At 36.7% G+C, this 16,109-nt stretch carries 16 protein-coding genes and 1 tRNA gene; 8 read left to right on the top strand and 9 right to left on the bottom strand.

What is annotated here, in order from left to right:
• Both nth and RFH42_RS01350 read right to left on the bottom strand, forming a co-directional pair.
• Positions 1 to 696, bottom strand: a complete 696-nt coding sequence (gene nth / locus RFH42_RS01355; RefSeq protein WP_308973717.1) for an endonuclease III — start codon at positions 694 to 696, stop codon at positions 1 to 3.
• Between the two features lie 2 nt (positions 697 to 698).
• Complete coding sequence (locus RFH42_RS01350; RefSeq protein ID WP_308973844.1) at positions 699 to 1,487, bottom strand: RnfABCDGE type electron transport complex subunit B; 789 nt, start codon at positions 1,485 to 1,487, stop codon at positions 699 to 701.
• A gap of 307 nt (positions 1,488 to 1,794) precedes the next feature.
• Between RFH42_RS01350 and gdhA the strand changes: the two genes are divergently transcribed.
• The gene (gdhA, locus tag RFH42_RS01345; protein ID WP_308973843.1) at positions 1,795 to 3,189 is read left to right on the top strand and encodes an NADP-specific glutamate dehydrogenase; all 1,395 of its coding nucleotides are present in this window, start codon (positions 1,795 to 1,797) and stop codon (positions 3,187 to 3,189) included.
• A 64-nt stretch (positions 3,190 to 3,253) separates the two neighbouring features.
• Here gdhA and RFH42_RS01340 read toward each other — a convergent pair whose 3' ends face one another.
• From RFH42_RS01340 to RFH42_RS01320, 5 genes are all read right to left on the bottom strand, one after another.
• Entirely contained in the window at positions 3,254 to 4,024 is a 771-nt protein-coding gene (locus tag RFH42_RS01340) for an META and DUF4377 domain-containing protein (protein ID WP_308973716.1), read from the bottom strand.
• A gap of 135 nt (positions 4,025 to 4,159) precedes the next feature.
• Complete coding sequence (locus tag RFH42_RS01335) at positions 4,160 to 4,933, bottom strand: DODA-type extradiol aromatic ring-opening family dioxygenase (RefSeq protein WP_308973715.1); 774 nt, start codon at positions 4,931 to 4,933, stop codon at positions 4,160 to 4,162.
• A gap of 109 nt (positions 4,934 to 5,042) precedes the next feature.
• On the bottom strand, positions 5,043 to 5,525 hold the full coding sequence (gene rlmH / locus RFH42_RS01330; RefSeq protein WP_308973714.1) for a 23S rRNA (pseudouridine(1915)-N(3))-methyltransferase RlmH: 483 nt from the start codon (positions 5,523 to 5,525) through the stop codon (positions 5,043 to 5,045).
• A 251-nt stretch (positions 5,526 to 5,776) separates the two neighbouring features.
• Positions 5,777 to 8,203: an endopeptidase La gene (lon, locus tag RFH42_RS01325; RefSeq protein ID WP_308973713.1), complete on the bottom strand. Its 2,427-nt coding sequence runs from the start codon at positions 8,201 to 8,203 to the stop codon at positions 5,777 to 5,779.
• A 140-nt stretch (positions 8,204 to 8,343) separates the two neighbouring features.
• Positions 8,344 to 8,931, bottom strand: coding sequence for a 5-formyltetrahydrofolate cyclo-ligase (locus RFH42_RS01320; RefSeq protein ID WP_308973842.1), 588 nt, complete (start codon positions 8,929 to 8,931; stop codon positions 8,344 to 8,346).
• Between the two features lie 211 nt (positions 8,932 to 9,142).
• Between RFH42_RS01320 and RFH42_RS01315 the strand changes: the two genes are divergently transcribed.
• Positions 9,143 to 9,412 (top strand): hypothetical protein, encoded by a 270-nt coding sequence (locus tag RFH42_RS01315; RefSeq protein WP_308973712.1) that lies wholly within the window; start codon positions 9,143 to 9,145, stop codon positions 9,410 to 9,412.
• A 74-nt stretch (positions 9,413 to 9,486) separates the two neighbouring features.
• On the opposite strand, the gene RFH42_RS01310 is transcribed toward RFH42_RS01315, so the two are convergent.
• Positions 9,487 to 11,697, bottom strand: a complete 2,211-nt coding sequence (locus RFH42_RS01310) for an OsmC domain/YcaO domain-containing protein (RefSeq protein WP_308973711.1) — start codon at positions 11,695 to 11,697, stop codon at positions 9,487 to 9,489.
• 1,018 nt (positions 11,698 to 12,715) lie between these two features.
• On the opposite strand from RFH42_RS01310, the gene RFH42_RS01305 reads away from it, so the two are divergent.
• From RFH42_RS01305 to RFH42_RS01280, 6 genes are all read left to right on the top strand, one after another.
• Positions 12,716 to 13,102, top strand: coding sequence for a hypothetical protein (locus tag RFH42_RS01305; RefSeq protein ID WP_308973710.1), 387 nt, complete (start codon positions 12,716 to 12,718; stop codon positions 13,100 to 13,102).
• Positions 13,103 to 13,323: 221 nt separating this feature from the next.
• Entirely contained in the window at positions 13,324 to 13,794 is a 471-nt protein-coding gene (locus tag RFH42_RS01300; protein ID WP_308973709.1) for a hypothetical protein, read from the top strand.
• Between the two features lie 318 nt (positions 13,795 to 14,112).
• Positions 14,113 to 14,322, top strand: a complete 210-nt coding sequence (locus RFH42_RS01295; protein ID WP_308973708.1) for a hypothetical protein — start codon at positions 14,113 to 14,115, stop codon at positions 14,320 to 14,322.
• A gap of 92 nt (positions 14,323 to 14,414) precedes the next feature.
• Positions 14,415 to 14,579 (top strand): hypothetical protein, encoded by a 165-nt coding sequence (locus tag RFH42_RS01290; protein ID WP_308973707.1) that lies wholly within the window; start codon positions 14,415 to 14,417, stop codon positions 14,577 to 14,579.
• A 181-nt stretch (positions 14,580 to 14,760) separates the two neighbouring features.
• Positions 14,761 to 15,279, top strand: coding sequence for a hypothetical protein (locus RFH42_RS01285; RefSeq protein WP_308973706.1), 519 nt, complete (start codon positions 14,761 to 14,763; stop codon positions 15,277 to 15,279).
• Positions 15,280 to 15,337: 58 nt separating this feature from the next.
• Positions 15,338 to 15,721: a hypothetical protein gene (locus RFH42_RS01280; protein ID WP_308973705.1), complete on the top strand. Its 384-nt coding sequence runs from the start codon at positions 15,338 to 15,340 to the stop codon at positions 15,719 to 15,721.
• A 265-nt stretch (positions 15,722 to 15,986) separates the two neighbouring features.
• On the opposite strand, the gene RFH42_RS01275 is transcribed toward RFH42_RS01280, so the two are convergent.
• A tRNA-Arg gene (locus RFH42_RS01275) sits at positions 15,987 to 16,059 on the bottom strand.
• Between the last annotated feature and the right edge of the window lie 50 nt (positions 16,060 to 16,109).

Raw genomic sequence — 16,109 nt, 5'->3', positions numbered from 1 at the left:
TTAGCTTGCTTGAGTTTTGCTGAGAAGCGTTACTGGTCTGGCGGCACCAAACTCGAAACGTTCTGGCCAGTTACATTGGTCAGATACAACACACTCCGCACATTTGGGTTTACGGGCAATACAACAATAACGACCGTGTAAAATTAACCAATGATGAGCATCTAATATAAATTCTTTAGGGATGACTTTAATTAGACGTTGTTCAACTTCAAGTACATTTTTACCTACAGCTAAGCCTGTACGATTACCCAAGCGAAAAATATGCGTGTCTACCGCCATGGCAGCCTGACCGAAAGCGGTATTTAGAATGACGTTAGCCGTTTTACGCCCAACCCCAGGTAAAGCTTCAAGATCTGTCCGATTATCAGGTACTTTTGATTGATGTTTAGAAATCAAGATCTGACAAGTTTTGATGACATTTTCTGCCTTACTATTATATAGGCCAATGGTTTTAATATAATATTTAAGGTTTTCCACACCAAGTGCATAGATAGATTCAGGCGTATTAGCAATAGGAAATAGGCGATCGGTGGCTTTATTGACACTGACATCAGTTGCTTGCGCAGAGAGCATAACGGCAATGAGTAATTCAAATGGACTCGAATAATTTAATTCTGTTTGTGGATTTGGTCGTTGCTCACGTAAACGTTCAAAAAAAATTTGAATCTGCTTTTTTGTCATATTTTTAACAGCCATATTTATGCTCCTTCAATCATTGCAAGTTTTTCTTTGAGTTGTGCCAAAAGCTGTTGCTTTGCAGGATCGGGACGTACTGTTAGCTGCTTATCTAGTTTTTTCATTTGTGTTCGTATTTTTGCTAATTCAATCACGCGCTTAGCATCTTGCTCGGGTGCTGTTTGAGGCGGTGTAACCACTTGATCATGATCAATGCCTATCTCAGTTGTAAACTGGCTAAATACTTCGCTTTCAATTGCAGCGCGTACAGTAGGTCCTTTATGTGTATTACGTCTGCTCTCTTGGCGTTGGATATGGGCATAATAGCGACTACGAAGCTCATCCTGCTCAATTGTACGCTGCTGTTCTGTGATGAGTGGTGATTGATCTTCAACTAAATCAATGCAATCTACTGGGCAGGGTGGAATGCATAACTCACAGCCTGTGCAAAGATCGGTCAAAATACTATGCATGAGTTTGCCGCTGCCAATGATTGCATCTACTGGGCAAGCACTAATGCACTTTGTACAGCCAATACATTCGTCTTCACGTATTACAGCTTTCATACGTTGTGGTCGACCATCTGATTGTATAGGCCAAACACTTTGTTCTGCGGTCAATTTTGGCCGATTGAGTAATTGTGCAAGTTGATCTGCAACGGGTTGCCCCCCAGGAATACATTTATTGGCCTCTTCGCCATCAACGATTGCTTGGGCATAAGGTAAACAGCCATCTCGATGACCACATAAACCACATTGTGTTTGTGGTAAGACGGCATCAATTTGTTGAGTGAGGGTAATATTTAAATTCATGTAAAACAGATCAGAACGAAGGACAAGTAATTGAAATAACAGCGCATTAAAACCTCGTAAGTCTAACATGAAACAGAAAGTTTAGGTGAGATGCTAACAGCAGGGGATTGCTTTGGTTTTGTATAAAATTTATGCTATGTTGATTTTTTGTATCTTATAAATCGATGCTGAAATCGGAAAATTGACTCATTAAACAAATTTTATTGTTATTTAGCATGTTGAAATACATAGTTATTTAAAAATTAATTGGGAAAACTATTGTAGATTAATTGTAAAACATATTTAATGATTTTCGCTAAAACGAAACATTATTGTAATACGTGGCAATATTTTGTCACATTCTGCTGAGGACAAAGCGTTGAAATATACAAGCTTGAATGATTTCTTAAACTACGTAAAAGCAAGAGATCCAAACCAACCTGAATTTTTGCAAGCGGTTGAAGAAGTAATGACGAGCATCTGGCCGTTCATTGAAAAAAACCCGCAATATGCAAAATATGGTTTGCTCGAACGCTTGGTAGAACCAGAGCGTGCGATTCAATTTCGCGTTTCTTGGTTAGATGATCAAGGAAATACTCAAGTTAACCGTGCATTTCGTATTCAATACAACTCAGCAATTGGACCATTTAAGGGCGGAATGCGTTTCCATCCTTCTGTGAACTTGTCTATTTTAAAGTTCTTAGGTTTTGAACAAACGTTTAAAAATGCTTTAACGACATTACCTATGGGTGGTGGTAAAGGTGGTTCTGACTTCGACCCTAAAGGCAAATCAGAAGGCGAAATTATGCGTTTCTGCCAAGCTTTAATGGTAGAGCTTTATCGTCATCTTGGCTCAAATACAGATATCCCTGCAGGTGATATTGGTGTGGGTGGTCGTGAAGTAGGTTATATGGCTGGGATGATGAAAAAACTCAGCAATGACACTGCATGTGTATTCACTGGTAAGGGTATGTCATTTGGTGGCTCTTTAGCGCGTCCTGAAGCTACAGGTTTCGGAACAGTATATTTTGCTGAAGAAATGTTGAAGACTCGTGGTGATAGCTTTAAAGATAAAGTTGTTGCAATTTCGGGTTCAGGTAACGTTGCTCAATACGCTGCTGAAAAAGCAATGTTCCTTGGTGCAAAAGTTGTATCACTATCTGATTCAAATGGTACTGTTTACATTAAAGATGGCCTAACAGATGAGCTATTGCTTGAAGTTATGGAACTTAAAAATGTAAAACGTGGTCGTATTTCTGAGTTTGCTGCAAAACATGGTTTTGAATACCTTGATGGCCAACGTCCTTGGGGAATCAAGTGTGATATCGCTTTACCATGTGCAACACAAAATGAATTAAATGGTGATGATGCTCAACAGCTTCTTGCCAACGGTGCAATCTGTGTAGCAGAAGGCGCGAACATGCCTTCTACACTAGATGCTGTTGAAAAATTCATTGAAGCGAAAATTTTGTATGCACCAGGTAAGGCATCAAATGCTGGTGGTGTAGCAACATCTGGTCTAGAAATGTCTCAAAATGCGATCCGTTTAGGTTGGACTTTTGAGGAAGTAGACGAGCGTTTACATGCAATTATGAAAGAAATTCATCGTAACTGTGTTAAGTTTGGTACTCAAGAAGACGGTACAATTAACTATGTTGATGGTGCAAACATTGCTGGTTTTGTTAAAGTTGCCGATGCAATGCTTGCTCAAGGCGTATTCTAAATTTTAGTACGCGAATAAAGAAAGCCGATGCATTTGCATCGGCTTTCTTTATATTGGGGGGCAATTATTTGACTTGTTCGCTTTCAACGACCATGTCTAGTACATAAGCGTACTTAGATTGATCGGCTGCTGGGTTCTTAATTTCAAAACGCTTAACACGAAGAATATTACGTTGCTTAGCTGTGTGTTCAAAACCTTTGATACTGTCATAGAAATTATGCCATTCTTTATTTACATAGGTTTTAACGCCGCTATTGTCGTATTTTATTTCACGTACTTGTAAACATGTTTGAGGCCCTACACCAACACAAGAGCGTGTTTCTGGAGCAATTTCAAGGAAAATAATTTCACCTGCAGATTGATATTTAGCTTCATCAGTGAGTTCACCTTTGAGACTAATTTTCTCACCTGTTGCAGTCACAATATTGAGTACAGGTTGTTCTTCGTTATTCCAAGTGATTGTAAATGGAATTTTCGCTTGATTGAAAATTTTGCCAGTATTTTGTTCTTGTTGCATTAATGCTGGTTCACACGCTTTCATTGTAGAAGCAAGATTACCAGTAATGAGTTGATTGTTTGCAATACTCCAAGTCGTACCTTGCATATTACAGCCGGTATCAATGCTTAGACGTTGATTTTGTTTGTCGAATGATAAGCTAACAGGATGGTTCGTGCCAGCTGGTTGATAACTCCATGTGTAATTAGGCAAAATTTGTGATGCATTTTGTTGTGATACCACGTTAGTTACTACATCCTTTATTTGTTGGGTAGTTGTGCTTTGGCAAGCTGCCAAAGCAAATGGAATGAGCGCTAATGCTAAGTATTTAATTTTCATTTTAAAACAATATCATAAGTAGAGTGTATATTAAGCTTAACGTATTCAGCGCTAAACAAAAGGTACTAACATGTTTTGAAAGGTTTCAAACTGTATCACTTTTGAAAATTAAATTTACAAATAACCCTAGATTAGTTAGTCAAAACGATAAATATCCATACCTAAAGCACCCATACTAAAACTACTATGAACTAGGCTAAAACGAGGACCTGTCCCCATACTAAAAAATAGTGGAGCCAAATGTTCTAGGCTAGGATGGTTTCGCTTGATATGAGGCAGTGATTGCCAATGCAGTACTTTGTCGTAGTCTGCATTTTTTAGCGCACTCACAATTGTTTGGCTAAATTGTGCCGCCCACGTTGGCGTAGGGCTTTCACTGTCCCAAGTCAGCTCTGCAAGATTATGTGTGATACTGCCTGAGCCAATGATCAAAATTTGTTGTTGACGGAATTGAGCCAAGCATTGTCCAAGTTGATAAAGCTGTTGTGCAGAAAAGTGGCGCGGTAGAGAAATTTCAACCACAGGGATGTCTGCATCAGGATACATATGCAGCAAAGGCATCCAGACCCCATGGTCACGTGGTCGTGTACTATTTGCATGTGCAGTGATGTTTGCTTCGGCTAAGGTCTGGATAATCCGCTCAGCCAGTTGAGGGTCACCAGGTGCTGGGTAACGGATCTGATAAAGTTCAGCAGGGAACCCTCTAAAATCATGCCAAGTTTCAGGGCGAATGGCATGACTAATTTCAAGTGCATCACTTTCCCAATGTGCTGACATGACAATAATAGCTTGAGGGCGAGGTAAATTTAGACTCAAACGTGCTAAAGCAGGCCCAACTTGTTCAGGGTTAAGCGCAAGCATAGGTGAACCATGCGATATAAATAAGCCTGGAAGGGTATGTAATTGCATATTGAGCCTAATGAGTTATACAAGATACTGACTATCTTGCAAAAATAATGATGAAGTGAGAAGCCTTCAGTGCTCAACAGAGCGGACTGAAAATGCAACGTTTGTTATATTACCCTGCTCGATGGTAGGGATGATTATGATTGATGCTCATTGCACGATAAAGTTGTTCAATAAGCATAACGCGTACCAGTGGGTGGGGTAAGGTGAGTTTTGATAATGACCAATGCCATGCTGCTTTTTGACGAACACTTTCACTATGACCATCAGGACCGCCTATGGCTAAAACGATATCATGTCCATCCAGCATCCAGTCTTTCATTGTTGTTGCTAAACGTTCAGTACTCATTTCTCGGCCGCCCACTTCTAACGCAATTAACACCTCGCTTGGTTTAAGTGCAGCTAAAATGGCATCACCTTCGATTTGACGATATTTTAAAATATCAGCCTCAGAGTCATTCTTTCCCCGTTTTGCCATTGGTATTTCGACAAATTGAGTTTGTACAAAAGGTTGAATACGTTTGAGATAATCTTCAACACCAGTGGTTACCCAATTTGGCATTTTTTGACCAATGGTTAAAATTCGAATTTTCATATCATTCAAGCACTAAAAACAGAGTGCCATTATAACCTTGATTAAATCAAATGATGGACATAAAAAAACGCAGTTTTAAAGGGGGATTTAAAACTGCGAGAAAATGCGATGATTCGTCTGGAGACTCGTATCATCGCTAAACAAAAGATAAATTCTAATAAGCTTATTGCTAACATGGGGATGTTTTTAATAATTACAAGTAAAAAAAGAGGAGCGAACTCCTCTTTTTTTAAATGAAAAATTTTACAAGTTTAGTGTCGAGCAGCTTTAACTGTACTTTCAGACTTCACAATTGGTGCTTTAACTAACGGTTTAGGTTGTTCCACTAAAGCGAGTTTGAGGATTTCATCAATACTTTTCACTGCTTTAATTTCAAGACCTTCTTTGACATTGTCAGGAATTTCAACAAGATCTCGAACATTTTCTTGTGGAATAAAGACCAGTTTAATCCCACCACGATGCGCAGCAAGTAACTTCTCTTTTAAACCACCAATGCGCATTGCACGACCACTTAAGCTGGTTTCACCTGTCATCGCAATATCTGGTCGAATTGCAATGCCTGTGAAAGCAGACACTAAAGCGGTAGTCAGTGCAAGCCCAGCAGAAGGACCATCTTTAGGTGTTGCACCCTCTGGTAAGTGAACATGCACATCTGTTTCAGCAAAACGTTCAGTTTCAATACCCAGTGCATCTGCACGTGTACGAACAACCGTCATAGCCGCTTTAATGGATTCTTGCATTACATCGCCCAAAGAGCCTGTGGTAATGAACGTGCCTTTGCCTTTCATTGTTGCAACTTCAATGGTTAACAGCTCACCACCTACAGAAGTCCAAGCTAAACCATTTACACGGCCAATTTGTGCTTCTTCTTCAGCAACACCATAGTCAAACTTGTGTACACCTAAGTAATCAGGAAGATTGTTAGCATCTACCTCTACTTGTAGGTTTTTCGCTTTTTTACTTACAGCTTCTTTAACAACTTTACGGGCAATACTTGAAACTTCACGTTCGAGACTACGTACACCTGCTTCACGTGTATAGCGGCGGACGATATCTCGGATCGCTTCTTCATGAATCGTCAGTTCTTTAGCACGCAGACCATTGTTTTTAATAGCCTTAGGGACTAAATAGCGGTCAGCAATTTTTACTTTTTCATCTTCGGTATAGCCAGGTAGACGAATGACTTCCATACGGTCTAACAATGCTTCTGGAATATTCATACTATTGGCAGTACAAATAAACATAACTTCAGACAAATCTAAATCTAAATCTAAATAGTGATCATTGAATTTACTATTTTGCGAAGGATCAAGTACTTCAAGTAAAGCAGAAGCAGGGTCACCACGGTAGTCCTGTGCCATCTTGTCGATTTCATCAAGCAAGAATAGCGGGTTTTTCACACCAGATTTGGTTAATGACTGTACAATTTTACCAGGCATTGCACCAATATAGGTACGACGATGACCACGAATCTCAGCTTCGTCACGTACACCACCTAAGGCCATGCGAACAAATTCACGTCCAGTCGCTTTTGCAATTGACTCACCTAGCGATGTTTTACCCACCCCAGGAGGGCCGACTAAACATAAAATTGGACCACGTAATTTTTTCACACGTGATTGAACTGCTAGATATTCAACGATACGTTGTTTAACTTCATCTAGACCATAATGGTCTGCATCAAGAATATCTTGTGCTTTATTGAGGTTAATACTGACTTTACTTGCTTTATTCCAAGGTGTATCAAGAATAACTTCAATGTAGTTACGCACTACAGCCGCTTCGCTTGATACCGGTTGCATTGCTTTTAGCTTACGGAATTCAGCTTCAGCTTTTTTACGCACGTGTTCGGGTAAATCTGCTTCTGCAAGACGTTTTTCTATTTCAGCAACATCATCTTCAGCGCCGCCATTCATATCAGAAAGTTCACGTTGAATAACTTTCATTTTTTCATTTAGAAAGTATTCGCGTTGATTCTTTTCCATTTGACGTTTTACAGACTCATGCAAATTTTGTTCAATCTGTTGTTCTTCAGACTGTTGCAATAAATAGCTCATCAACTCTTGCAGATGTGCTTCAAACTCATTGTGTTCTAAGAATTTTTGTTTGATATCGATGTTTAACGGCACACGTGTTGCCACAAAGAACAGTAATTGAAGTAGGTCTTCAATTTTGTTGGCAGCAGTAATCAACTCACGTGAATTTCGTAGTTTTGCTTCAGCATATTGAGCAAATAGGCTACGTAATTCTTGCAATTGAGTTTGTTGGGTGCTTTCGTCAGTGTTGACCAAAATTGGACTCAAACTGTGTTCAGCAGTTAGATATTCATCACTGTCGATGATTTTTTCCAATTTGGCACGATATAGGCCTTCGATTAAAACTTTAATACAGTTTTCATCATTTTCATGATTTACCACTTGTACAATTTTAGCGACAGTACCGTATTGGTATAAATTATCGTGATCAATTTCCTCAGTAAGAGAATCTTTTTGAGCAACAACAAATACCAAATTGTCACTGTTACGGGCCACATTGACTGCATTAATCGATTTTTCACGACCAACGAATAGCGCGATTTGCATATGTGGATAAACCACAACATCACGCAGAGCTAAGAGAGGTAAGATGCTCGGAATTTCTGATTCCAAGACTTTTTCATTCATATTGATTTCAGACATGGGCACTCCAAATGAGTAACAACTGTGTTGCCATTTTTTAATAGTGATGTGTATTTATAAAATTACAAGGGCATGACCAAATTTATTTTATAAAATATTGTTGTTTTAACTATTAAAACGATAGAAGCGACTAGAAAGAGTTAATTTATCTTAAAACGACGTAGAGCTTTGGGAGTAATTAATGCGTTCAGGGCTTGGTCCCAAACACGAACAGGGAGTTGTTGATTTAAGTATTGAAACTCATGTGCTAAACCTAGTCGAAAGGGCTGATACGCAGCTTGTGCTAAAGTGCGATCATAGAAACCACCGCCCATTCCTAATCGCATTCCCTGAGAATCACATGCCAATAGTGGCATAATTAACAGGTCTAGATGTGAAACTGGCCAAGACTGGTTGCTCATGGGTTGTTGCATGCCTAAGTGATGACGGCTAAAACGTTGCTGACGATATTGCCCCGCACTAATTTTTACCCAACGTAGTTGTTGGTTCATATTGCAAATGACTGGTAAATAGACTTTTTTTCCTTGTTTTAAACATGTCCAGATTATGGCTTTTGTCGATACCTCACCAAAAGCATGTAAATATAAACCAATACGTTGGGCCGATTGAAACTCAGGTAGTGTTCTTAAATGTTGTAGACAGCGTTGTTCTGCTTGGCGTTGTTGGAAACGATTGAGTTGACGACGTTGGATACGAAGCTGTTTACGTAATACCGAAAGTGAAGTCATGGTTGAGTAGAAACAATGTTGAAGCAATAACACAACATAACCAATTCAAAAAAAAGGGTAAAGCTTTATTGCTCGAATTAAGAAGATTTTGTGTGGGATTAATCACACTTATGGAGAGCGTGATGCTTTCTTGTCATAGGAGCACAATAAACCATGACATGGTGTTTTAACTGCCTATAATGAAGAGTAAATCTAGGCATAGGATAATATGATGAAAAAAATTTTAATTGCTATGGCCCTTTTGCCTTTTAGCGTATTAACTGCATGTGCTGTATATCCAGATGGTTACGATTACTCAGATCGATACGAACACCGTGGAAATTATGATCGACATGATCACCGTGGAAATTATGAACAACGTAAGTATGATCAACGCAGATATGATCGTTATGAACGCCGTGGTGATTATGATAATCGTGATGATCACCGTGGCCGCGGTTATTTCTGCCCACCTGGACAAGAGAAAAAAGGTCGTTGTTAATTACTGATCTTGGATTAAATAAAGCAAAACGGCTGAGTTTTTACTCAGCCGTTTTATTTGAAATAGAGAATGAATTAGGGCGCGATATTTAAACGACCTATTTTTGCACGTGCGGCATGGAGCTTTTTATAGCTTTCAATCAGACGTAAATGACGATCAAGACCTTCCAATTTCATGCTGGTTGGTGTTAAACCGTGGAAACGGATTTGGCCTTGAACTGAAGCAACTGCAGCATCCATACGTTCATCGCCAAACATGCGACGGAAATTATGAGCATAATCATCAAGTTCTAATTCGTCATCAATTACCACCTCAAGAACAACATTGAGGCACTGGTAAAATAGACCTCGTTCTACTGTGTTGGTGTTGTATTGTAAAAATGCTTCGACTAGATCTTTTGCTTCTTCTAACTGTTGTAGAGCGAGATAGATAAGCAATTTTAATTCTAAAATCGTGAGTTGACCCCACTCAGTATTGTCATCAAACTCTATACCAATAAGCGTTTTAATTTCGGTATAGTCATCTAACTCACATTCTTCAAGGCGTTCAACTAAAGCCTCAAGTTGGTCATGATCAAGACGATGCAGATTTAAAATATCTTCGCGGAAATTCAAAGCCTTATTAGTATTGTCCCAAATAAGGTCTTCAATTAAGTAGACTTCAGAATAATCAGGAACGAGGATACGACAAGCTGTAGCACCTAAGTGTTGATATACTGCCATGTAGACTTCTTTACCCATCTCTTCCAAAATTGCAAAGAGTGCAGCAGCTTCCTCAACGTTGCTATTTTGGCCTTGATTGGTAAAGTCCCACTCCACAAAATCATAGTCTGATTTGGCACTAAAGAAATGCCAAGAGACAACACCACTTGAATCAATAAAGTGTTCAACGTAGTTGTTCGGTTCAGTAACCGCATTGGTGCTGAAAGTTGGTTGTGGCAAGTCATTAAGACCTTCGAAACTACGACCTTGTAATAATTCGGTAAGACTACGTTCTAATGCAACCTGAAAATTTGGATGCGCGCCAAAAGAGGCAAATACACCGCCAGTACGTGGATTCATGAGGGTGACACACATAACAGGATATTGGCCACCGAGTGAAGCATCTTTAACTAGTACAGGGAAACCCTGTTGCTCTAGTGCTTCAATCCCTGCTTGAATACTTGGGTACTTAGCTAAGACCTCTTGAGGAACATCTGGAAGCGTAATTTCACCTTCAATAATTTCGCGTTTTACAGCACGCTCAAAGATTTCAGATAGACACTGTACTTGTGCTTCAGCGAGTGTATTACCCGCACTCATACCATTACTTAGATATAAGTTTTCAATTAAGTTAGAAGGGAAGTAGACGAGCTCTTTATCAGATTGGCGAATAAAAGGTAAAGAGCAAATACCACGTGCAGTATTGCCAGAGTTGGTATCGTATAAGTGAGAGCCTAATAGTTCATCGTCAGGATTATATATTTCTAAGCAATAATCATCCAAAATTTCGTTGGGTAGTGCATCATCAGGGCCTGGTTTAAACCATTTTTCTTCTGGGTAATGTACAAAATCAGCATGAGCAATTTCTTCACCCCAGAATTGGTCATTATAGAAAAAGTTACAGTTAAGTCGTTCAATAAACTCACCGAGAGCAGAGGCTAAAGCACTTTCTTTGGTTGCACCTTTACCATTGGTAAAACACATTGGTGACTGTGCATCACGAATATGTAAAGACCAAACGTTTGGCACGATATTGCGCCAAGATGCAATTTCGATTTTCATTCCCAAGCCAGCCAAAATTGAAGACATATTGGCAATGGTTTGTTCTAAAGGTAAGTCTTTACCTGCAATAAATGTATTATTTTCAGATGCTAAATTAGGCATGAGCAATGCTTGTGCATCTGCATCAATACTTTCAACTTCTTCAATTACGAATTCGGGACCTGTTTGTACAACCTTTTTTACAGTACAACGATCAATTGATCTTAAAATTCCTTGACGATCTTTTTCTGAAATATCTGCTGGAAGTTCAACCTGGATTTTAAAAATCTGTTTATAACGGTTTTCAGGATCAACAATATTATTTTGTGATAAACGAATGTTATCGGTAGGGATGTCACGTGCAGCACAATAAACTTTAACAAAATAGGCCGCACACATTGCAGATGATGCAAGGAAATAATCGAATGGACCTGGTGCAGAACCATCACCTTTGTAGCGAATAGGCTGGTCAGCAATCACTGTAAAGTCATCGAACTTGGCTTCAAGTCGAAGGTTATCGAGAAAGTTGACTTTGATTTCCATGCGGGTACCTAGCTTTTCTTATGCTTAAAATGAACATAAGGAATTAAAATAGAAGTGTGATCCAAGGCTTGAATCAGAAAAGGCTTAAATGTGAGTTGACTGATGTCATTTGGATGATGAAAACGGTGTGAAAGGTTAATCATCATAAGGACTCAAACAGAGACAATTTTATGCGGCTATAGCTTAAAAATCTACTAGCATTTTTTCAACGGCTTGGTTTTGGGGAATACTGCATATGATTTTTTGCATTGCCCTGATTAAATTAAGTGGTATTGCATTTTATGTAGAGATGCATTGGCTAATATCAAAGTCCACCGACTTTTTGTTCTAAGATTTAAAGTTGAATTTATTCAATTTCATTGGAAAATCTACCACCATGAAATTTAGGGTTCTTGCGCTCTGCGAGACCATGGTTAAACACCTAAATATCAGTTCAGGCACTTGATGAGCTGGTCATAGTAGATAGGGTAGTGTCAGAAGTATAGAAAGACACACAATTGATTTAGGTGTTGGGCCTTAGGTATAACTTACTTGATGGATTAGAAGAAAATTAACTTTATTTAGATAAGTTTTATCCTGTTAATTTTAGGAATTTTTAAATATTAATCATTTATAAAATTTGATTTTATTATTGATAATGATTATTATTTTTGTATTGGTTTATGAGGGGTTAACAGTAAAAGTTATTGTCAGAAAGCTATTGTTGAACAATCTCTAATGACTTTATAGGTGTATTTATTCTGACATTATAATATGTTGGATTTACCTTATTTATTATGATTTAGCTTTAGGCGTTGTACTCAAATGAGAAAAATACTTAACTCTAAAATAAAAGATTTTTCATTTTTTGAATTTATAGGGGTAATCACTTTTGCAGTGGTGATTTCAAACTATTTTTTGAATAAGCCATTAATCACTTTTGGAGTTTTTATAGGATATTGTTTAATCGGGTTATTTATTTCAATTCTAAAGTTTTACCTAAAATATAAACAATTTCTTTGTGAGCAGAAGATTGAGAATGAGTGAAAAATCTAGATGGATTATCCTTATCCTAAGTTTAGTAACTTTATACAGTGTGGGTTATATCGTGTATACAAATACCACTACTGGTCATCTTATCTTTGGTGTAATACCTGAATTTTTAGTTTATTTAATATCAGGATATTTTATTAGTAGTGTACTTATAGAGATTTTAGTTGGTGAACCATCGAACAGAAATCTGAAGCAATCTCTTACTAAGGCATTAAAATTATTATTTTTCTTTATATTATTTGTTATGGCTTACTGGCTTATTTATAAGTACATTATCCTTGCAAATGGACTGAAAGATACTTTTATAGGGAAGAATTCTTATCTTATTTTATTAATTCTCATAATATTTTGTGGGATGAGATTTGCTAAATAATTGTCTTCTAAATAAATTGTGGTAGCAGTAAATATTAAATCTGGTTTTTGTTTTTGGTGCTTTCAGCGTTAGGATTAGCTTATTTGGACTATCAGATAATTTACTTTAGCTGGAGTTCTAACCACGATTGAAGTTAAGGGTTTAATGATGAAATCACAGTCTAGTGACTGGATTTTGCATAAGATATACTATGTTGATTTTAGTAAAGCTAATTAATTTCAATGAGTGATGATATTAAGTTTTGCCTTAAATTAAAGTTAAAAACAGGATTGATCACTCCTGAAGAAATTCAAGTTTGGGCAAATAAAAAAATACTGGAAGATAGTGAAGATGAACTCGCTCTGGATATTTGTTTTTTAGGATCTAAAGCTGAGGTTGAAGATTATTTCAATAAATTAATATGGTCTTATCTAGATGTATACGATGAATCACTGATTTCTATAAATATTCTAAAAGAATATATAGAAAAAAATATCAAACTTACTAATGTAGATTTGGATGAGTATATAAAAAATATTGTGTTAATTTCTTGGCATATCAACGATGAAGATTTGACTTGGCTGGTAAATATACATAACGCTCAAGTTGATTTAGCTTACAGTAAAGTTATTCCTATCTCAGTTGAAGAAGCATTTAATGAGTTTTTGCAACATTTAAATCAATGGCTAAAAAAACTATTTAGTATTATGTAAAACTGATCTGCTATTACATTCAGAGAGTCATATTGAAAAATACCAGCTAATCAACGCATCCCATATCCCGATCTACAACGATTGGAATCGGGGCAAGGTAGTGTTTTAATTTTATCGTCACTTGAAACAGTAATTAAATACAATGAGTGTCAGGCGAAACATGGTGCTATTGTGAAAGCGCTTGAATGATGGGCATGCAGTTGATGTTGGGTGATTGATTGATGGGTGGTCTGAGTAATGAATGCCTATTAAGTGACTGGGTTCTGCATAAGATATAGTGTGTTAATTTTAGAGTTAAGTGCATGACAATGAATAGAAATGAGCTTATTAATACAGATGGGAATTCATCAAAGTAGTTACTCTTTAGATCGAATCAGAAATTCTGAATGTATTAGTGTCTTAAAACAAAAAGAAGAGTGGCATGTTTATTACACGGAAAGAAATAAGCCTGAACTTTTATTTTCATCAAAAATAGAAAGAGATGCTTATGAATTCATTGCTAATCAATTTGAAAAATGGAGATTATAAAATCTATTTGATAATGATAGGTATTAGAATCACAGGATAGGGTAGTATGTTGATACAGTAATGATGTAATTGCCGAGGGTGAAACTTTACTGATGGATGATTATGAAGTGTGTAATTTCGAAATGGATTATTTCGATAGAGGGCTTAATATTTCAGGTCTAGTGAGTAGTAGCTTTATTAGGATAGAACGTTTTCCACAAATTATTGAACAAATGAAAACTTTTTTAAATCAATGGGAACAAAAAAGTAAAGAGTAGTCTACTTTAATGTAAATAGGCCTTAGATCTTAATGAATTGAACTGAACCTCATAAGTTGGACACAGCTTATGAGGTTCAGTTCATTGCAGGTTTTTTATAAGTTTCTTAATGGTTTGAGTGGATCATAGATTATTTAAAGGTCTAGATGTGGTTTAAATATTGTTAAAAGGTAATGTAATAATGAAAAATTTGATGAAAATTAAGACCACAGAAACGAGTCAAAAGGGGATGATATTCTTAGATGATGTTTATGAAACATTTGAGCTTAATTTAAATAGCTGGAGTCAGTCTGACTATATTAATCAATGGAAAAGTGCTGCTAAACATTCTTTAGATTATAGATGTGTTTCAGCTCTTATCAAAAACTATGAAAGACCAGTGGGCAATGTGAAAAAAATAGATATTTATACTATTATCCCAGAGGAGATGACAAATCCTAGAGAATATATTTTCAGATTAGATGCTCCGAAATCATTTTATATTACGGAGAGTTTTATTTTTATTACAAATGATGTGAATAATTTGAAAAATGATATCGAATTTAAGAAAATCTATGATGCTTTTGGCGAGTATTTCCCAATATATTATTTCGATGAATCATCTATGTCTAAATTTTATCTATATCTATCCGATAGAATAGAAGGTATATCAAATTGGAAAATATCTGAAGATAATCTAAAAACTGTATTGAAACTTTAAAATGATCATGTCCAAATGGTGTCATTAACGTGAGTAAAACAAAGGCTGCAAAAGGTAGATGAATATTATTACAGAAGATTTGGCAAAAAATTTAGCGGATACAATAGATGGTATTAATGTAATTATTCAAAATTTTTCAGGAAAAAGGTTAGATAATAACGACTGGACCCTTGACTTAGATTATCAACAGTATAGTGAAGACATGTTAAAAAGCCTGACAAATTTTGGCTATTATGCATGTATGTTGACAGAGGGTATAAAATCAAATGATATTGAATCGGTTCAGAAGGCACTATTTTATATAAGATTAATTACACATGATATTTATTGGAGTTTTTACTCAATCTATGATGATTTAGACAATCTTGTAATTGATTCAAAGCAATGGAATGAAATAGAGAAGACTTTAATATGGGATACATCTATTGAACCTTATAACTAAGACTTTAATATGGGATACATCTATTGAACCTTATAACTAAGACCATCTAACTACTCACCAAGTTAAATATTTTTAATCTAGATTGGCGGGTAATTCTTCCATAATAACCAAAGTTAAAAGTAAAGGTTAAGCAGTTACATTATCCTCAATTAATTTAAATGTATTCGTTTAGACTTGGTCAGACATACACATTTATTTTTCTAAATAACTCACTGAAAAATGACGGTCGTAGCGTACATTATTGTATGTATACATAATATCTTATTGCGCCCTGCGGGACTCGAACCCACGTCGGTCGCTTAGGAGGCAACTGCTCTATCCAGTTAAGCTAAGGGCGCACAATGACGCTAATTTAACGGAAATTGAAGCAAAAAAAAAGTTATTGCTT

The organism is Acinetobacter rudis, from assembly GCF_031157835.1.
Lineage (GTDB): Bacteria > Pseudomonadota > Gammaproteobacteria > Pseudomonadales > Moraxellaceae > Acinetobacter > Acinetobacter rudis_A.
The sequence above is the reverse complement of the archived record's forward strand: the minus strand, read 5'-3'. Positions and strand labels throughout refer to the sequence as shown.